Annotated in this window: 12 protein-coding genes; 10 read left to right on the top strand and 2 right to left on the bottom strand. The window is 66.9% G+C overall.

Annotated features, from left to right (window positions below):
• Window positions 1-232 precede the first annotated feature (232 nt).
• Both HAV18_RS29100 and HAV18_RS29095 read left to right on the top strand, forming a co-directional pair.
• Window positions 233-979, top strand: a complete 747-nt coding sequence (locus tag HAV18_RS29100; protein ID WP_166963040.1) for a MipA/OmpV family protein — start codon at window positions 233-235, stop codon at window positions 977-979.
• A gap of 280 nt (window positions 980-1,259) precedes the next feature.
• On the top strand, window positions 1,260-1,595 hold the full coding sequence (locus tag HAV18_RS29095; protein ID WP_166963038.1) for a hypothetical protein: 336 nt from the start codon (window positions 1,260-1,262) through the stop codon (window positions 1,593-1,595).
• A 22-nt stretch (window positions 1,596-1,617) separates the two neighbouring features.
• Here HAV18_RS29095 and HAV18_RS29090 read toward each other — a convergent pair whose 3' ends face one another.
• Window positions 1,618-3,015, bottom strand: a complete 1,398-nt coding sequence (locus HAV18_RS29090) for a hypothetical protein (RefSeq protein WP_166963036.1) — start codon at window positions 3,013-3,015, stop codon at window positions 1,618-1,620.
• Window positions 3,016-3,052: 37 nt separating this feature from the next.
• Entirely contained in the window at window positions 3,053-3,316 is a 264-nt protein-coding gene (locus HAV18_RS29085; protein ID WP_166963034.1) for a PAAR domain-containing protein, read from the bottom strand.
• A 478-nt stretch (window positions 3,317-3,794) separates the two neighbouring features.
• Between HAV18_RS29085 and HAV18_RS29080 the strand changes: the two genes are divergently transcribed.
• From HAV18_RS29080 to HAV18_RS29045, 8 genes are all read left to right on the top strand, one after another.
• Window positions 3,795-6,590, top strand: coding sequence for a type VI secretion system Vgr family protein (locus HAV18_RS29080; protein ID WP_166963032.1), 2,796 nt, complete (start codon window positions 3,795-3,797; stop codon window positions 6,588-6,590).
• Between the two features lie 2 nt (window positions 6,591-6,592).
• Entirely contained in the window at window positions 6,593-7,450 is an 858-nt protein-coding gene (locus HAV18_RS29075) for a DUF4123 domain-containing protein (protein WP_166963030.1), read from the top strand.
• Between the two features lie 118 nt (window positions 7,451-7,568).
• Window positions 7,569-8,177 carry a DUF3304 domain-containing protein gene (locus tag HAV18_RS29070; protein WP_166963028.1) on the top strand — a complete coding sequence of 203 codons (609 nt, stop codon included), beginning with the start codon at window positions 7,569-7,571 and terminating at the stop codon, window positions 8,175-8,177.
• Complete coding sequence (locus HAV18_RS29065; RefSeq protein WP_166963026.1) at window positions 8,174-10,576, top strand: DUF2235 domain-containing protein; 2,403 nt, start codon at window positions 8,174-8,176, stop codon at window positions 10,574-10,576. The genes HAV18_RS29070 and HAV18_RS29065 overlap by 4 nt, the downstream gene beginning before the upstream one ends.
• Window positions 10,577-10,688: 112 nt before the next feature.
• On the top strand, window positions 10,689-14,420 hold the full coding sequence (gene vgrG / locus HAV18_RS29060) for a type VI secretion system Vgr family protein (RefSeq protein ID WP_166963024.1): 3,732 nt from the start codon (window positions 10,689-10,691) through the stop codon (window positions 14,418-14,420).
• Window positions 14,417-15,343, top strand: coding sequence for a hypothetical protein (locus HAV18_RS29055; protein ID WP_166963022.1), 927 nt, complete (start codon window positions 14,417-14,419; stop codon window positions 15,341-15,343). The genes vgrG and HAV18_RS29055 overlap by 4 nt, the downstream gene beginning before the upstream one ends.
• 70 nt (window positions 15,344-15,413) lie before the next feature.
• Entirely contained in the window at window positions 15,414-16,277 is an 864-nt protein-coding gene (locus tag HAV18_RS29050; protein WP_166963020.1) for a hypothetical protein, read from the top strand.
• Between the two features lie 73 nt (window positions 16,278-16,350).
• Window positions 16,351-19,170 (top strand): type VI secretion system Vgr family protein, encoded by a 2,820-nt coding sequence (locus HAV18_RS29045; RefSeq protein ID WP_166963018.1) that lies wholly within the window; start codon window positions 16,351-16,353, stop codon window positions 19,168-19,170.
• Window positions 19,171-19,175: the final 5 nt, after the last annotated feature.

The raw sequence follows: 19,175 nt of genomic DNA, 5'->3' as shown, positions 1-19,175 counted from the left end.
GCACGCGCCATCTCACGCCCCGGCAAGCCGGTGTGCGGCGCGGCCCGCAAATTCTATCCGGCGCGTCGAAGACCGGGGGAGCGGTACGACAATCTCGGACAATCGAACACAATTGAGCACAGATTTTCCGAAGATTCAGGACAGTCTCGGCGCAGCGCGGCACCTAGACTGCGGGCTCCGTCACTCTTATCTCAATATTGTGCGCCCAATACTCCGCCGCTACCGCTATTGCATGCCGCTCGCCGGCCTGACCCTTGCCGCCGCCGCCCACGCGGAAAACCAGTATTCGCTTTCGCTTGGCGGCGGTTTCGCGCCGCGCTACCAGGGCAGCAACCAGTATCGCGGCGTCGTTGCGCCGGGGTTTTCCGCGAAGTTCGGCAACGGCTTCTTCGTCGACAGTACCGAGGGCGCGGGCTACCGGCTGGACCTGCCGCACGGCGTGTTCCTGTCGGCGGCCGTGAGTTACGACGCGGGCCGCGCCGACGAGAACCGCTTCGACATGCCGGGCTCCGACTACCTGAAGGGGATGGGCCGGATTCCGGGCTCGGTGCTGGTCGGCGTGCGCGCGGGCGTGACGCTCTTCAATGCGGCGGAACTGAGCGTCACGATCGACACACCCGTGACGCACACGTCGCGCGGCGTGTCGGGGCACATGGATCTCGCGGTGCCCGTGTTCAAGACCTCGCAGCACGAGATCATCCTGACGGGAACCGTGCATGCGGGCTCGGGGCGCTATACGCAGACGTTCTACGGCGTGACCGACGCGCAGTCGATGACGAGCCGGTTCCGGCCGTATTCGACGAGCGGCGGGATCGACAGCGCGTCGATGGCGGTTGCGTGGAACTGGACGCTGTCGCAGCACTGGTCGGTGCTCGCGACCGGCGGCGTGACGCGGTTGCTTGGTCGCTACGGCGACAGCCCGATCGTCCAGTCGCGCAGCAACTACTACGGCATCGCGGGCGTGACCTACAAGTTCTGAACGGGTTGCCGGCGCGCGTATGCCGCACGCGATGCGTCGGTGTCGACGTGGCAGCCGTCGCGGCGAATCGCGTGCGGTAACATGCAGCCGGGTCCGGCGCGATGCCGGGCTTGCGACCCGGTTCGCCGACACGGCCAGACCGTGTCGCGTCACCGCCGACATTCGCTGGCCGGTCTTCGTCAGGAAACGGCCGGCGGCGCACGGCACCGATCATTCATGCGACGCCCGGCCGTGCACGAAGGCCGTACACGGCACACCGGGTCGCAACAGGGAGAAGCCGATGAAGAACACGATCGCGATGCTCGTTGCACTCGTTGCTAGCGCAACCTTTTCAGGATGTGCGGACATGAACACGAAGCACCCCAACGCCACCGCCGGCGGCGCGGTGATGAATCCCGCGCCGTCGGGCGCCGTGAGCGCGTGCAAGGCGGACGCCGCGCCGGACGACGCGCTGGTCGGCAAATCCGAGGCCGACGCGGCCGCGCTGCTCGACGGCTGCCTGTGGCGCGTGCTCGAGCGCGACGGCAAATCGCTGCCGGGCACGATGGATTACCGTCAGGAACGCCGCAATCTCGGCATTCGCGACGGCAACGTGATCTGGGTGCGGCGCGGGTGACGGATTCGGCCGCTGCGTCCGGTTACGCGGCGGCCATTCCGGATTGCAGCGTGGGGGCAGCGGTGTCGGCCGTCGTCGCGGGTGTGACGAGCATCACGCCGCGTGCGAGCGGGTCGCTGACCGATGCCGCGAATACCGCTTGCCGCTCTTCCATCGCGCGATCGGCAGCAACCGCCAGCGCCGCCAGCGCGAGCGCCGCGCCGCTTGCGCCGTTGGCGAGCCCGAGGTGGCGGCTGCGCTCGGCGGCATCGTCGCCCCAGGTCTGTTCGCTGACCGTCACGACTTCGGTGCGACGACTGCTGCGCTGATCGGCGTCGGTGACGAATCCGGGGGTCATCAGGTCGGGGTGCAGCATCGACAGGCGCGTACCCGCCGCCGTGAGCAACTGCCCGAGCGTCGTCGATTCGGCCTTGCCGTGATCGGCGGAACCCGCGCGGCGCGCGGCCGCGAGGCGATGGAGCGACGGCACGGGCGTCGCATGCGGGGCGTCGGGATGACCGAGCAGCAGCGCGCATGCGCCTTCGCCGGGCATCACGCCGTTCGGCCGATCGCGGCCGTAGAGCCGGCCCGTGCGATCCAGCGCGTCGACGGCGTCCTGGCTCGCGGTGGAGTCGAATGCGAGCACGACGTGCAGATCGCCGGACGGTTGCAGGTGCAACGCCTGGATCAGTTCGTCGATGACTGCCCACGCTTGTACGGGATCGGCGACCGTGCGCAGTTGCGCGCGCACGATGCCCGGCGCGACGGCTTCGCGTGCCGCGTGCGCGTCGAGCCATGCGGCGAGCGTTGCGGCGACCGGTTGCCAGCGATCCGGCATCAGCAGGTGGAGCCTGAGCGGCGACGCGTCCGTGCCCGCGCCGGACAGCATGGCATGCCGCTCGCGCAATTCGTCGAGCGCATCGGCGGCCAGCAGCAGCCCGCGCCAGTGCTCATCCTGCAGCGTTTCCTGCGTGCCTGGCGCCAGGAGGCTTGCATCGAACCGGTCGAGTGACACCGAATCGACCGTGCTGGCGAATACACCGGTTCCGTCCGGGCGTTGCAGTTCGGGATGAAGCGCGACGGGACGTTCTTCCTGGGCCGCCGCATCGATTTCCGCGGTCGTCGCACCTGTCGGCAGCCGGACGCTGCTGTCGAGCAGCAGGGCCGACCAAGTATGCGACGCGGCATCCTGCGAGGCCGTAGCGTCATTCGACGCGTGCGATGTCGCCGGTGCGGCGGCCGCGAGCGCCGGGCGCTGGCCGAGGCCCCGGCGCAACCATGCCACGCAAACGGCGAGCGCCGCCGGCAGCACGAGCCCGCACAGCAGGAGTTCCCTGGTGGTCGGTGCATGTCGGGTCGTCTTCCACCAGACGAGCACGGCGACCCACACCGCAACGAATAGCGCGGCGACGAGTGCCGTTTTGCGCAACCCCGTGATCATTTCCGTCGATTCCCCCGTGACTTGCCGACGTCGCGTGTCAGCTGCCGTCGCTGCCTGCCGTTCTGCTCGCGACCAGCACCGCGCCGCAGGCCGTCTTGTAGCCGTCGCGTGCGACGCCTTCGCCTTGCACGATCATCGTGTCGTCGCCGTCGACGATGTGATTCGGGCCGTGTATCGGACACGTCACCGTGTCGTTGCGGCGAGCAATGCCGCGACCGTCGACCGATGACAGCGTGGATGCGCTGGTCACGGTGCCGCCATGACTGTGCTTGTCGCCAAGGACGACGAAGGGTTGGGTCATACTGATGGGCCTCATTGCTGGATCGTCGTCGATGCATCCGGATTTCCCGATCCCGGATGTAATCGACGACGCTTCTCGAAGCTATTTAGACTGAATCAGGTATTTGTTACCTTTCGGAAATAATTTCCTGATCCGGTTAAATAGTCAGGTAGCTGTCGAACTGAAAGCAGCCATTATCGTGCGTGAAGCCCGTGCGTCAAGCCTCGCATTTTTAAATCTAGGTTGTTTGCCTATGGCGGAGCCTGACTGTGTAATCTAAAATAGTAAGCTTCAAATAGGGGCGCATCATCCCGGCCAGCCGGCGTGCGTTCCGCCTGATAGCGGGGCGGGCGCCCTTACCAAGCGATGCTGCAGGGGAATTCCGCGGGTTTCCTGCCGGTTGGCGTGGCGATTGCGATGCCGGCTATCGTGCATCGTCCCGTGTTCGTCGCAGCCATATGCATTTAAAGACGTCAAATCCTGAGAGAGCGGGAATCACATGAGCGTCATCAAGGAATTTGCGTCTTTGTTCGGCGCGTTCAATCGCCTGTATTCGCTGGACGGATCCGGTGCACTTGCTGCATTTCAAATCGAGCGCTGGACCGGCCGCGAATCGCTCTCCGATCTCTTTCAATGGAACGTCGATGCGCTGTCGACGGATCCCGCACTGGATCTCGACGCGATGCTCGGGCAGCGTGTCGCGATCCGCACCACGCTCGCGAACGGCACGACGACGCTGCGCAGCGGACTCGTCGCCGAGGCCGAGTGCATCGGTTACGACGCAGGCCTCGCTCGCTACCACCTCCAGATCGTGCCGTGGCTCGCGGCACTCACGCATGCGCGCGACGAGCGCACCTTTGTGAACCAGACGCTCGCCGACGTGCTCGACACGGTGTTCGCACCGTACGCGGGAATCGCGCGGTGGCGCCTCACGCCGGATGCGAGCCGGCGTCTCGACGCGCTGGCCCCGGTTGCGTATCGCGTGCAGTACCGCACTCATACGCACTACGAATTCGTGCAGCATCTGCTGGCCGAGGCCGGCCTCGGGTTCTGCTTCGTCGAGGACGAGGACGCGCCCGCCGGGCATGCGATGCTGGTCTTCGACGACAGCGCGCAACTGGCCGAGGACGATACGTCGGCGCGACGCGGCGGGGTGCCGCGCCGCTCGAGCGGGACGGCGACCGACGCCGACGACGTGATCCTCGGGATCGGGCAGTCGCTGTCGCTGACGGCCGATCGCATCACGCTGATCAGCAGCGACTACCGCGCGAACCGCGCGACCACCGCGAGCACGCATCTCGGCCGGCCGAACGGCACGCGCGAGCTCTACGACGACGTCGGGCCGGAGGCGTTCGACACCCTGCGCGACGCGGAAGACGCGGCGCGGCGCCAGGCCGACGCGATCGTGTCGCGCGCATGTTTCTGGACCGGCTACGGCACGCTGCGCACGGCGCGCGCCGGGCGCGCGCTGAAGCTCGTCGATTCCGGCTGGCAAGCCGTGCGCGGCGCCGCGGCGCCCGAGGATTTTCTGCTGACGCACGTCGAGCACGTCGGGATCAACAATCTCCCGCAGACCGTCATGGAAGCCATCGAGCGGCAACTCGGACCGTTGCCCGCGGCGGAGCTCGATCCGCGCGTGCTCCGGCAAGCGAAGGCCGGCGGTTACGCGAACCGGTTCGATGCGGTGCCGCGCACGCAAGTCTGGCGGCCCACGCTGGCGGACGGAACCGGGCAGCGGCTCAATCCGGTCGCGACGGCGCTGGGCGCGCAGACGGCGATCGTCGTCGGTCCGACCGGCAGTGCGCAGCCCGGTTCGACGGGGCCGGTGCATGCCGACGCGCAGGGGCGCCTGCGCGTCCGGTTCCACTGGCAGGCGCAAGACGATGCGGGCACCTATCCGACGCGCGCCATTCAACGGCTCGCGAGCGACGGGCACGGCCTTCAGCAGGTGCCGCGCATCGGCCATGAAGTCCTCGTGCAGTTTCACCATGGGCTGATCCACCGGCCGATCGTGCTCGGCGGCCTGTTCAACGGCCGCGGCGAAGGCGGCGAGTCGCCTTCGCCGGGCGGTGTGGCCGGGAAACCGCTCGACGCATCGATCTACACGCAGGCGGGCGACCATGCGCCGAGCGCGCAGGGCAATCTCGCGAGCGGGCTGAGCCCCGCGTGGCACGGCGCCGGCGGCGGCACGGATCGCCACCATCACGCCGGCGCGCTGTCGGGCTTCAAGAGCCAGGGGTTCGACGGGCAGGGCCACAACCAGCTCGTCGCGGACGATTCCGACGGCATGGGACGCCTGCAGATGGCGACCACGCACGCGGCGACGCAACTGAACCTCGGTCATCTGCGTCATCAGTCCGACAACTATCTCGGCAGCTTTCGCGGCGAGGGCGTCGAATTGCGCTCGGACGCGTATGGTGCGATGCGTGCGACGCGCGGCTTGCTGGTGTCGAGTTATGCGCCTGCCGGCGCCGCGCAGCCGGCGGGCGATGCATCCGCGCTGCAGGCGCTGCTCGCGCGGCACGCCGCGCTGGTCGGCCGGTTCGACAAGACGGCCGATACGCACAGGACGCTGCCGTTCGCCGCGCAGCGCGGCGTGGAGCAGGCGGGCCAGTCGTCGCTGAACGGCAAGGCCGCGCCGCTCGACGCGCTCGCGCAGAGCTTCGCGACGACGGTCGGCGCGAACGGCTACGCGCAGGCATCGGCCGATGCCGCACAGCGATCGACCGGCAACGCACTGCCGCATACGGGTGACGCGGTGCTCGGCATCGAGGCACGGGGCGGACACGGGCTGATCGCCGGGCAGGCGCTGCAATGGGCGGCCGGCGAAACGCTGTCGCTCGGCAGCGGTGCCGACTTCAATCTCGCCGCCGCGCAGCAGCTGCGCATTCACAGCGGGCAGGGCATCGGCTGGCTGGCCGGCGCGAGCCACGCGGACGGCGTCGGCATGAGCATGATCGCCGGCAAGGACGGACTGACGCTGCAGGCGCAGCGCGACGCGCTGGGCCTGCGTGCGCGCGACGATCTGAAGGTCGCGTCCGCGAGCGCGGATGTCGAGGTTGCCGCGAAGAAGACCGTGCATCTCGCGGTGAGCGGCGGCGCGCACGTGACGATCGAAGGCGGCGACGTCACGTTCGGCTGCCCGGGCAAATTCGTCGTGTACGCCGCGCAGCATGCATTCGTGGGCCCCGATCAAATGAGTACGCCGTTGCCGCAGTTTCCCGAGAAGGTCTGCGTCGAATGCCTGCTGCACGCGATGCAGTCGGGCAGCGCGCTTGCGGGCAAGGCGATCTGAGCATGATGATCGAGACGACCGACTGGATCGACCGCTACCCCGACGACACGCCGGACCGGCTGAACGCACTGTTCGAGCGCGCGCCGGCCGCTGGCCGCTGGCATCTGCTGCTCGACATGGGGTTCGCGCCGGCGCTGCATGACCGGATGCCCGCCGTCGACCGCAACGATGCCGTCGTCGTGCTGTACGAAGGTGTGTACGACGGCGACGACCTGCTGGCGATTTCGCCCTGCCTCGTACCGTTGCCTGCCGACGCGGCAGCGCGCACGGCGATGCTCGGGACCATGCTGCGCGAGACGTCGGGACGTCCGATGGTGAGCCTGTTGCGCGGTGCGCGCGATACGGACGCGCTCGCCGCGCATCTGCGCGGGCAGATGGAGGCGAGCGCGGCGGCCGACGGCGAAGCGTTCCTGGTGCGTCTCGCCGATACGCGTTGCGTGCCGGCCTGGCTCGAGGCGCTCACGCCCGCGCAGCGTCGCCGCTTCACGGACGGCATCGATGCGTGGCACGTGTTCGATCGCACCGGGGCGCTCATGGCGCTCGATGTCGACACCGCGAGCGAAGCGGCCGTCGGCGAAACGGACGCCGGGCGCAGCGGCGAGCCCTACGTGCTCGACGAGGACCAGGTCGAACGGCTGCGGCAGGCCGCGAAGGTCGACACGCTGATTTTTCATGTCCGCCAGCGTCCGGAGAGTTTCGGCCGGCTGGTGGCAACGCCGGCGCAAGCCCATGCGTGCGTGAGCGCGGCGTGGGCGCGGCACGACGGGCCGCGCGCGGCGGCGGCGCGGGTCGCGCTCGATGCGCTCGCGGCGGCCGGGTACCTGGTGACGGAGCCGGCGCCGGCTACGTCGTCCGCATAGAACGATGCGGGTTCGCGTGCATGCGAACGGCGACACGGACGTGTCGGCGCGGCATGCGACGGGGGCACGCAGTGGATAGCGATCCGCGCCGGACGGCGTCGGACAAGAGGATCAAGAGATGAGTCTGAATGCCGGTTCCACGACGTTTGCCGCTCGGCTGCTGATGTTCATGGCCATCCTGCTGGGGACGGCAGGATGTTCGCGTGCGACCGACGTGTCGTCTTCGGCGCCGGGGGCGCCGGGGGCGTCGAGCGTGTCGAGCACGTCGGCCGCGCCCGACACGATGGGGCTGAAGCTGAATGCCCTCAACTACACCGACGTTCCGATCGGCGCGTTTTATGTCGACGGTACCTGGGGCGGGGCGGTTCCGGCACGCATCGGCAGCGGCGGCGGCGCGATCATCTGCTGTGTCGCGTTGCCGAAGCAATGGCATCCGGGGCTGACCGTCAACCTGCAGTGGCGGGACGACAACCTGTACAAGAAGGATCCGAAGGCGCTTGCGAGCCGCGTCGTGCCGGTCGAGCGCTACGACGCGTTCTCGGACGGCTTCCTGTGGGTCCTGTTCTTTCCGCACGATCGAATCAAGGTCTATGCGTCGCAGTGGATGCCCGGCTACCGCGGCTTTCCTGAAAATCTTCAGGCGCCCGCTGAAGCGTGTCCGGGGCACTTCACGTTGCGCAACAGCGATCCGCAGTGCCCGAATCCCGACAAGAGGATCGCGCCATGAGTTTCCGCTTCGCGAGCGCTGACCGGCCGGACGTCGGGGTCGTCACCCCGGAGGAGCAGGACGCGATCATGCGCCGCCTGCACGACGACGACGGGATGAGTTGCTGCAAGACGCTGCATGTCGGCATTTTCTTCGACGGCACGCGCAACAACGCCGATCGCGATCGCGCCGGCGGCAAGCACAGCAACGTCGCTCGCCTGTTCGACGTGTTTCCCCGCGACAAGTATCACAGCGCCATCTACGTGGCGGGCGTCGGCACGCCGTTCGTCGACGAGATCGGCGACCAGGGCGTCGGGTTGCAGGCCGCGGCGGGCGCCGCGACGGGGTGGGCCGGCGAGGGGCGTATCAACTGGGCGCTGCTGCAGATCCACAACGTCGTGCATGCGCACGCGTTCGGCAATTCGCTGTCCGCAGCGCTCGGCAAGAGCGACAAGGCGCTCGCGAAGGCCGTCAGCGTCGACCTGAATTTCAAGGGCATCGATCTCGGCGGCACGCCGCCCAAGCCGGGCAGTCTCGGCGACATCAACGCGCGCGGCAGCTCGAGCGTCGGCGCGCTCAAGCTGATGGCGGCCGAGCAGAACGGGATCGAGCTGACCTGGGATCGCGACACGATCTGGGCGCAGCTCAAGGGCGAAGTCGATACGGCGAACTGGACCGCGACGATGCGCGCGTGGGACGACAAGCGGCGCGTCGCGCTGCAGGCCCGTTGCGCGGAGTTGAAGGCGCGCGTCGGCGATCTGCTGGTCAAGGGCAAGCCGAAACTGCAGCGCATCCGCCTGTACGTGTTCGGCTTTTCGCGCGGTGCGGCCGAAGCACGCACGTTCTCGAACTGGCTGAACGATGCGCTCGACGCCGATTTCAGCCTGTGCGGCGTGCCCGTGTCGTACGACTTTCTCGGCCTGTTCGATACGGTCGCGTCGGTCGGCATCGCGCAAAGCACGGCCGCGACGTTGTTCGACGGGCACGGCGGCTGGGGGCGCAAGGAGCTGATGGGGCTGCCGTACTCCATCCGCCGCTGCGTCCACATGGTTGCCGCACACGAACCGCGCGGATCGTTCCCGCTCGACCTGATCGATGCGTCGACGGACGGGCGTGAGGAGATCGTCTATCCGGGTGTCCATTCGGACGTCGGCGGCGGTTACGGGCCGGGCGAGCAAGGGCGCGGCACGGGCGATGCGGACAAGCTGTCGCAGGTGCCGCTGCTCGACATGTATCGTGAAGCGCGCAAGGCCGGTGTTCCGCTCGACATCAACGGGCCCGGCGTCGCCGCCGAAGCGGCCGCGGCGTTCGCGATTTCGCCCGCGCTCAAGCGCGCGTTTTCCGCCTACGTGAGAACCAGCGCGGACTACTACTACGCCAAGGAACACGGCACGCCGGGCCTGATGCGCGCGCACTACGGGCTGTACCTGCGCTGGCGCAAGATGCGCCTCGACAACTTGCGTACGCAACCATCGTTTCTTGCCGCGAAGGCCGCGTATCCGCAGGATGCCGTCGATCTCGACAGCGCGAACGAGGAACTGCGGCTCGAATGGCGCGACCTGCTCGAGTGCGAGAAGCAGGGCGGTCCGACCGTGCGCCGCTACGCGGGCAACGCGGTCAGCAAGAAGCTCACGCAGAACCCGAAGGCGGCAGCCGTCATCTCCCCGGCCGTGCTGCCGATCGTCCAGGGCCTGCAGTCCGCGATTCCGCTCGTCGGTCCGGTGGTGCGCGCGAGCGCGAAGCGCGCCGAGGATTTCTTCCAGTTGCAGCTCGACGAAAAGTGGCAACAGTGGCTCGAGGTGAGGGGCGACTGGAACATGGGGCCGCCGGAGGCGCCGATCAGCGCGCTGTACGACAACTTCATGCACGACTCGCGCGCGTGGTTCAAGCCGCTCGGCGACGACGACGACGTCTGGAACCACAACCAGATCAAGGCGCTGAAAACCCGCCAGGCCGAATTCGAGCGCCAGCACGCGGCGTGGCAGAAGCGTCAGCAACTTGGCTTGCCCGGGCCGTCGCAGATCATGCAGGTGATGGGCGCGAGCGCGCTCGGACTCGGGCCCGGGGTCAGCGCGGTGCAGGAACCCGAACCGCGTTCGCCGCTGAGCGCACAGCAGGCCGACATCCTGAAGCGCTACGACGCCGCGCAGCAGGCCGCGCAGAAGGCGCGCGCGGCCAAGGACGCGAATGCGCCGACCGACAGCGCGGTGCTGACCGATCCCGATGTCACGGGCGGTCTCGCGCTGCAGGATTCGGGGCGCGAGTTTTCGTTCGTGTGGGGTTACCTGCGCTGGCGCACCGTCTTCGTGAACGGCGTGCGCTGGGATGCGCCCCACGTACCGAGCGTGCAGGAAGACATGGAGGCGCAGCGCAAGATGCTGCAGTACAAGATCAACATGAACGGGATGTTCCCGCAATGATGCGGCGTACCGTCTCCCGAGCGCGGCGGCCGCTCGCCGTTGCACCGTCGAACCGATTTGATACAAACCAGCCGACGCGACACGCATTCGCGCACGATTGCCGAGAAACGACATGGATCTTGTTGCCGCATTAACGGGATATGGGCAAGCGACCCGCCATATCCAGATCGATACCGCGATGCCGGGGGCATTCGTGGTCGAGCGCTTTCATGGTCGTGAAGGGATCAGCGAATCGTTCCGGTTCGAGATCGACGTGCTGTCGAGCGAGCCGTTTCTCGATCTGGCGCCGCTGATCGGCAGCGCCGTGCGGCTGCGTCTCGCGACGGCGGCGGGCGAACGCTGCTGGAACGGTTACGTCACGCATGCCGCGTATGCGGAGAGCGATGGCGAGTTCACGCGCTATCGGCTGACGATGGAATCGTGGCTCGCGCTGCTGCAACTGCGCCGCAATTGCCTGTATTTCGTCGATCTCGATGCCGAGGGCATCTGCGAGCAAGTGTTTGGCGATTACCCGGAAGCGCATCGGCGCTACGAGCGGATCGAGCCGCTGCGTGCGTTCCGCCTGCGCGGCCAGTATCGCGAAACCGATCTCGATTTCGTGTTGCGGCAGTTGTCGGAAGCCGGGCTGTCGTTTCGCGTCGAGCACGGGCAGGACGCGCGGAACGCACCGTCGGGCGATCATACGGTCGTCGTGTTCGACCGCCACGCGCGGCTGCCCGACGGCAGCGCGATCGCATTCAATGCGCAGGACGTCGGTGATCCGGACGGCGTGATGACGCAATTCTCCGATCGGCGTCAGCTCGTGCCGGATCGCGTGGTGGCGACGAGCTGGAAAGCCAGCGAGCTCGTTGCGCTGGCCGGCCAGGCGCAGCAGCCGGCCGACGCCGACGCGCCGCTGCTGCCGGTGCGGGAGGTCTACGACGGCCAGCGTGCCGGCCGCTTCGACACGAGCGGCGACGCGCAGCGCTACGCCGAGCAGCGTCTGGACGCGCTGCAACTCGCGAAGCGGATTTACCGTGGCGGCGGTTCGTCGCGCACGCTCGAGATCGGCAGGGTGCATACGCTGAACGATTATCTGGGCGGCCCCGTGCGGTTCGTGCCGCTGTCGATCGAGCACGAGGCCGTCAACAATCTCGGCGCGCAGATCGGGCAGCTGTTCGGACGCGGCGAGCTCGAGAAGGGCCTGTATCGCAACCGCTTCGTCGCGGTGCCGGAAGGCACGCCGATCGTGCCGCCGCATCGCGACCGGCCGACGGTGCATGGCGTGCAGGCCGCGATCGTGGTCGGCGAGCCGGGCGGCCGCGTCAGCAGCACGCGCGATCACCAGGTCCGCATCCAGTTTCCATGGATGCGCGGGGTCGCACCGCTGCCGGGCGGGCTGACTGATACGGCGAGCCGCGCCAATCCGGCCGGCCATGCGCCGGGCGACCATCGGTCGGGCATCCTGGTCCGCGTCGCCGAACAGGCCGCCGGGCCGAATTTCGGTCATGCGTTCGCGCCGCGCGTGGGGGCGGAGGTGGTGGTCGGCTTCGAGTCCGGCAACATCGATGCGCCCGTCGTGCTCGGGCAGGTGTACGGCGGCCGGGTGCGTCCGCCGTTCTCGGCCGGCGAAGGCAGCGACGCGAATCATTCAGGATCGCTGACGGGCCTGCAGACGCAAACGCTCGACGGGCAACCGGGTAGCCGCTGGGTGATGGACGATGCGGCCGGGCAATTGCGCCACGAGCTGAACAATTCGACAGCCGGCACGCGCCTCGCGCAGGGCTATCTGATCGACCAGCAGGGCACGATGCGCGGCGCCTATCGCGGCGAAGGCTTCGAACTGGCGACGCAGGGTTGGGGCGTCGTGCGGGCCGGCGCGGGCCTGCTGGTATCGAGTACCGCGCGTCAGCTCGGTGCGTCGACGCAGATGGACGTCGCCGAACGCGTGGAGCAGTTGAAGGACGCGGCGAAAACCGCGCATGAGCTCGACACGGCGGCGACCGGCGCGCAGGCGGTCGGCCTGAGCGCGAACGCGGCGCTGACGGATTTCCTGAAGGCGATCGATCCTGCGCAGGACGGCAAGTATGCGGGGAGCGTGGGCGGCCAGAGCGCGACCAAGCCGAGCGGCACGCAGCGCGACGGCGGCGATCCCGTCGAGCGATTCGCGACACCCGCGGTGCTGATGGAGTCGCCGGAGAACATCGTGGTGACGACGCCGGACAGCGCGGTGTCGTATGCGGCGCAGCATGTTCATGTGACGTCGCAGGGCGACGCGCACGTGGGCGCCGGTGCGACCGTGGCCGCGGCGACGGGCGATGCGATGAGCCTGTACAGCGTGGCGGGCGGGCTCAAGGCGATCGCGGGCGAAGGGCCGGTGAGCGTCGAGGCGCACGCGTCGACGATGGAGATTCTCGCGGACCAGACCGTGCGCGTGACGTCGACCGACGAGCGCGTCGACGTGCTCGCGCAGGATGCGATCGTGCTGCAGCAGGGACCGAACCGGATCACGCTGAAGGGCGGCGACATCATCGTCGAGACGCCGGGGCAGTTCGCGGTGAAGTCGGGCGGGCATCCGTTCCCGGGGCCGCGCGCGACGAGCGTGAAGCTGCCGGCGCTGCCGGTGTTGCCGCAGGGCGATCCGTGTGACTTCCTCGTACAGGCGCTGGCGGCGAGTCCGGCGGGGAGAGGGGTGGTGGCGGCGGGGGTGAGTGCGGTGGGGGCGGCGACATGGAGCGGGGCAGCGTCGGGCGCGACGGCTTTGATGGCCGACATGCCGGCTCCGGGAGCAGGTAACTTGCCGCTTGTCCCGCAGGCATTGGCAGATGAGTCGAGTCGATCCATGCCGGCACCGGTACCCGCTTCGTCGGGACAGAATGCGGCGCCCGGCCCGTCGCTCGGTTATTCGACTCCGCCGCCGGTGTCCAGCGAACTGGAAGGCATGCCGAAGAAAGGCCCGGCTGCGCAAAGCGGGACGTGCAATCTTCACGTCCCCGCGATTTCCACCGAGCTTCATACGGTCGATGCCGGATGCGTCAGCTATTACCAGACGGGAGAGGACGGCAAGGCGGTGCTCAAGGACAAGAAGCGAATCTGGCTGAATATGTCCGGCACGGAGGATTCGTATGACATCGAATACGCACCCGCGACGGCGACCGTGACGGCGATGATCTATATCAAGGTCAACCTGAAGGACCAGTACTGGATCAAAGACGGAACCGTCTACATGGATCCATCGACAGGAAAACCGTTCTCGGTGCCGTTCAATAGCGATGGAAACCGTAAAGACCTGGTGATTAAGATCGTGGACCGGCCGGGTGGTCTGGGTCCCATATCGTCGGGCTTCAAGAAGCGCATCGAGGACGGGCTGAATAGAGGGAACTATTCGATGCAGCCGAAAGAATGCCCGCTGGGTAGTGCATGTACATGCAAGGTCAAGCTGAGACTGGAAGTCGAACTGGTTCAAATTGGGCGATGCCATGCGGAGGTCAATCTGTTTCCGATGGCGACCCGGGCGGATTCGGGGAACTGGGGGGAAGTGAACGTCCAGTGGAACGGCCGGGAGAATCGGTACGTGCCGCTGAAAACGCAACATACGATCGTGCACGAGGCCGGCCACCTGTTCGGCTGGCCCGATGAGTATTTCCTGGATGGCGGGTCGGTGTATGGCAAATACATCAACTCGCAACACCTGGTCGACGTGAAGATGGCCCAGCTTGTCGACAACTGGCAGCGCGACACCCCCACGAACTTGATGGGCCGGGGGGTGTACACGGAGAAGCCGGAAATTGCGAAGCACTACATGTACAGCTTCCGCAACTGGTTCAACAAGAAAACCGGGATTGAATGGGAGGTGCTGAAATGAAGCGCTCGATCCTGTTCCTGGTGATGTCAACGATTTCTTTCGGGGTGGCGGAAATGACGCTTGCACATGATCGTCCGGATTATTTCGAGATTCGTAGCGGACAGGGACAGCTCAATCCGTCGCCATCGATGGTCTTCACGGCCGATGGTCAAACGGTGTCATATTTTTCGCGTGGGCGGGACATCGACCCGATGCCGCCATCGAGTTACGTCGGAATCGGGAAATATACGGCGGATCTCACGGGAACCTATCGCCAGCATGTCGATATGGTCAAGGCGACGTTGAGCAGCAGGACAATCCCCCAGATCCGCGCAATCAATAAGGGGTCCGTGCTCGTCTATTCGTTCAACAAGGATGGCCACCATTACGAGGGCACGTACAACTATCAGTTCGACGATCAATTCAACGAGAACCTTTCGGCGCTTTATGACCTTGCCCACGATTTGCTGGCGCGTGGCACGCCCGAGATCAATTTTCATCCGGAATTTTCGGTGCGATCCACCGCCGACCATCTTGTCGTCGACGTGACGTTCGCAAACGATGGCAAGCAGGATGTGGCGATCGACGGTCCTGATCGTTGGTCGCCAGATCTGGCGAGGCCCGATGTGCAATACATGGAGATCAGCGGCGGCAACAAACTCGTGGGTTTCGACGTCAGGCTTGTCAGCAAATATCTGAGTGACGTATCGCGCCACTATCGGCGCGAAATCGTCGTCAAGCCCGGTCAGCCCGAGAAGATGGAATTCCTCGTGCCTTACGCAGATCTGACCTATGACGCCGATTCGCCGATGCGCCGTGTCGAGCCCGGCACCTACGTCTTCGCCGGCAAGATGAACGTCGACATCCTGCGTCCGCAGGAAATGGACGGACGGATCTTCACGCCGACGAATCGGTTGGAAAACGTGAACCTGACGGGGAAGTGACCCTCACGTGATGCGCGTTATACGAATCCTGGTGTTGGTGGCATTGCTTCCCTGTGCGACGGACATGGCAGTGGCTGAAACAAAGATAGATTACTTCACGATCGCGGACAGCCCCGGGCAGAGCAAGCCTTTGCCTCCGCTGGCTCTCGCGTTCGACGGCAATCGTGCCGCCTACTATTCGCGTGGACTGGATCTTGATCTCATGCCGCCGCCGAAGTATGTGGGAATCGGAAAATACACGGGAGAACTGAGCGACGGATATCGTCGGGCGATCGATCAGATCAAGCAGATTCTGGTCAATCACGAGGTCGAGTCTGTCCCGGGCCGGAATATCGGATCGGTCCTGAGATATTCGTTCGATCAGAATGGAACGCGTTACCACGGCAGTCTTCAGTATCGATCCAGTGACGAGATCAACGGCAAGCTGTCGTTTCTTGCTGAGCTTGCACTGGATCTACTTGAGCATGGCAAGCCGGAAATCAATCTGCATCCGGAGTTTTCCGTGCGTTCTGCGTCGCGAAATCTGGTGGTCGATGTCGTGTTCAGGAATGAAGGAGAACAGGACGTCGTTATTGACGGTCCTGCCGAATGGGTGCCGAAAATTACGAATCCGAATGTGCAATACCTTCAGATCCATGGACTCGGCGACTCCGGTGTCAACTTCAAGGTCAGACTCGTTGCGAAGTACTTGACTGCCGCATCCGGATCCTATGCTCCGTCAATTGCCATCAAACCGGGGCAGACGGTAAAGGTCGAATTCGTCGTGCCTTATACGGAGGTGACGTTCGATCCGGACTCGTCTGCACGGCAGATCCATGCGGGCACGTACCGGATGGGAGGCGCACTCAAGGTCAACATTCAGTCGCCCGACGAAATGAAGGGCGAGATGTTTACGCGAATGGACATGCTGCCGGCCGTCGAACTGACCGAGTAGTGATGCGGGCTTCGGGCATCCCGAACGCCTCGATTGGAAACACCGCCCCCCGCGAACCCCGAACCCACACATCATGTCGACCCAATCTGACCTCATCCAGGCGTTCTTCCGCGGCTGGTCGCAGCACGACCGGTTCCTGTGGCTGACCACGCCGCTCGGCGTGGACAAACTCGTCGCCGAGAGTCTGCACGGATGGGAGTCGCTCGATCGCGGCGGCTTCCGGTTCCAGGTCACCGCGCTGACCGAGCGTCCCGACGTGCCGCTCGACAAGTTGATCGGTGCGCCGATCCTCATCGAATGGCAGGCCGCCGACGGGCAGGACGTACGGCGCCCGTTCCACGGCCATGTGATTGCCGCGGAGCTCGTCGGTTACAACGGCGGGCTCGCGCGCGTGCGGCTCGTCGTCGAACCGTGGCTCGCGCTGCTGCAGCAGCGCGTCGACAGCTACAACTTCGTGAACGCGAGCGTGGTCGAGATCAGCGAACAGGTCTTCGCGCACTACGCGCGTGGCGCGGTCGCGCCGGCATGGCGCTGGGCGCTCGCCGACCCCGCGCGATATGCGAGCCGCAGTCTGACAGCACAGGCCGGCGAATCGGACTTCGCGTTTCTCGAACGTCTGTGGGCGGAAGAGGGCATCTTCTACTGGTTCGAACACGAGGGCGACGCGCAGTCGACGAACCTCGGCAAGCACACGCTCGTCCTCGCCGATACGAACCAGCGTTTCGACCCGGCCGAACCCGAGGTCGTCGGTTTCCATCAGACGAGCGACGGCGATCCGCGCGGCGGTATCCGGCACTTCCTGCATGCGCGCCGCTGGCGCATCGGCAGCGTCGCGCGCGCAAGCTGGGATCATCGAAACCTGTCGACCCGTCCGTCCGACGTGCGCGCGATCGGCGCGGTCGTGCCGGGCGAGGATCGCGACGTCGCCGGCCCGTACGCGTTCCAGACTGCCGCGATCGGCGACCAGCGCGCCCAGCAGCAACTCGACGCACAGCGCGTGGCGGCGCTGCAGGCCGAAGGCAGCGGCACGCGTCGCGATCTGCGGCCGGGGCTGCATTTCGCGATGTCGCAGCATCCGTCGCTCGATGCATCGCACGCGTTCGTGTGCCTGCGCGTCGAGCACGACGCGCGCGCGAACGTCGGCGCCGACGTGCACGGCGCGATCGCGCAGAGACTGGGCGCGATTCCGCCGATGCTCGACGCCGCGCCCGGCGAGTCAGTCGGATACGGCGGCGCGCAGGCGCTGCGTGCGGCATTCGACGCCACGACGCACGCCGGCGGCGCGCTCGTGGACGGCGACGAGGTGTACCGGAATCGCTTCGCTGCGTTGCCGTTCGACCAGGCCTATCGGCCGCTGGCGCCGAACGGGCACGGTGCGCGCGTGCATCCGGTCGCGGTGATGCCGGGCGCGCAGACAACCGTCGTGGTCGGCGCGGGCGATCCGGTTCACACCGAACGCGATCACCGGATCCGGATCCAGCATCACGCGCAGCGCGGGCAGAATTCCGCGAGTCGCGAGGCGCATCCGCGCGCGGCGAATGCGCCGGCCGATCGCGGCGCCGGCACCTGGACGCGCATGGTGACCCCGGTCGGCGGCGACAACTGGGGCGGCGTGAGCGTGCCGCGCGTCGGTCAGGAAGTCTGGACCGAGTGGCTGGAAGGCCAGCCGGACCGGCCGGTCGCGGTCGCCGCGCTATACAACGGGCAGGGCAACGCCGACGCGCAGCACAACGCGCTCGCGGGCGGCCCGAGCAGCAGCACGGCCAATTCGGCGGCCTGGTTTGCCGGCAACGACCATGCGGCCGTGCTGACCGGCTTCAAGACGCAGGACATGAGCGCGAGCCAGACCGGCGCGGGCGGCTCGCGGCAATTCATGCTCGACGATACGGCCGGCCAATCGAGTGCACGCCTTTACACGACCGATCACGGCAGCGGCCTGACGCTCGGGCACATCAAACAGGTACAGGACAACCGGCGTCTGGCCGATCGCGGCTACGGCGCCGAACTGTCGACGCAGGCGGCCGGTGCGCTGCGGGCCGGCGCCGGCCTGCTGATCAGCACGGCGCCGGGCGTGAACCAGATGGACGCGAGCGCGGCGAGCCAGGTGCTCGCGCAGCAACGCGAGATGCTGCAAGGGCTCGCGGATTTCGCGCGCAAGCAGGGTGCGGAGCCAGGTGCGGGTGCGGCGCAGCCCGGTGCCGCGAGTGCCGGCGCCACCGCCGCCCCGTCGCCGCTCGCGGCGATCGAGGGGCTGCAGCAGAGCCAGGCGTCGATCGGCGCGACGCGCGAAGGCAACGGCGCGGGCGGTGCCGGCGGCGGCGGTGCGGTTGCGTGGCAGCATCCGCATCTTGTCGCGCACGGCGCGGCCGGCGTTGCCGCGGTGACGGCGCGAAGCCACGTGTGGACGTCGGGCACGCAAACCGTGCTGAGCGCCGGACGCGACGTGCAGGTCACGGTCCAGGGCAAGTCGAGCATCGTCGCGAAGGAAGGCATCGCGCTGTACACGCACGGCACCTCGGGCGGCGCTCGCCCGGTGCCGGCCATCGGCATCGCGCTGCACGCGGCGACGGGCGCCGTCACCGTGCAGGCGCAGAACGCCGGAGCGCTCGACGCCAATGCGCAGCGCGCGGTGACGGTGTCGAGCGCACAGGCGAGTGTCGCGCTGCAGTCGCCGAAGCGGCTGCTGCTGACGGCCGCCAACGCGTTCCTTAAGATGGAAGGCAACGACATCGTGATCGGTGCGCCCGGCAAGGCGACGTTCCATGCGGCCCAGCACACGCTGACCGGCCCGCGTTCCGCGAACGTGCAGTTGCCGTCGATGAACAAGCCCGCGTGCGTCGAATGCATGCGGGATCTCGCGCATCGCCACGAAGCGATCGCCACGCGCGGGTGATGGCG

This window comes from Burkholderia sp. D-99 (genome assembly GCF_011605345.1).
Taxonomy (GTDB): Bacteria; Pseudomonadota; Gammaproteobacteria; order Burkholderiales; family Burkholderiaceae; genus Burkholderia.
Note: the sequence above shows the minus strand (reverse complement) of the source record. Positions and strands in the feature narration are given on the sequence as shown.

Bases quoted from the DNA above. Each gene is read 5' to 3' on its own strand.
- HAV18_RS29100 (WP_166963040.1), top strand. From the start codon at position 233: ATGCCGCTCGCCGGCCTGACCCTTGCCGCCGCCGCCCACGCGGAAAAC.
- HAV18_RS29095 (WP_166963038.1), top strand. From the start codon at position 1,260: ATGAAGAACACGATCGCGATGCTCGTTGCACTCGTTGCTAGCGCAACC.
- HAV18_RS29090 (WP_166963036.1), bottom strand. From the start codon at position 3,015: ATGATCACGGGGTTGCGCAAAACGGCACTCGTCGCCGCGCTATTCGTT.
- HAV18_RS29085 (WP_166963034.1), bottom strand. From the start codon at position 3,316: ATGACCCAACCCTTCGTCGTCCTTGGCGACAAGCACAGTCATGGCGGC.
- HAV18_RS29080 (WP_166963032.1), top strand. From the start codon at position 3,795: ATGAGCGTCATCAAGGAATTTGCGTCTTTGTTCGGCGCGTTCAATCGC.
- HAV18_RS29075 (WP_166963030.1), top strand. From the start codon at position 6,593: ATGATGATCGAGACGACCGACTGGATCGACCGCTACCCCGACGACACG.
- HAV18_RS29070 (WP_166963028.1), top strand. From the start codon at position 7,569: ATGAGTCTGAATGCCGGTTCCACGACGTTTGCCGCTCGGCTGCTGATG.
- HAV18_RS29065 (WP_166963026.1), top strand. From the start codon at position 8,174: ATGAGTTTCCGCTTCGCGAGCGCTGACCGGCCGGACGTCGGGGTCGTC.
- vgrG (WP_166963024.1), top strand. From the start codon at position 10,689: ATGGATCTTGTTGCCGCATTAACGGGATATGGGCAAGCGACCCGCCAT.
- HAV18_RS29055 (WP_166963022.1), top strand. From the start codon at position 14,417: ATGAAGCGCTCGATCCTGTTCCTGGTGATGTCAACGATTTCTTTCGGG.
- HAV18_RS29045 (WP_166963018.1), top strand. From the start codon at position 16,351: ATGTCGACCCAATCTGACCTCATCCAGGCGTTCTTCCGCGGCTGGTCG.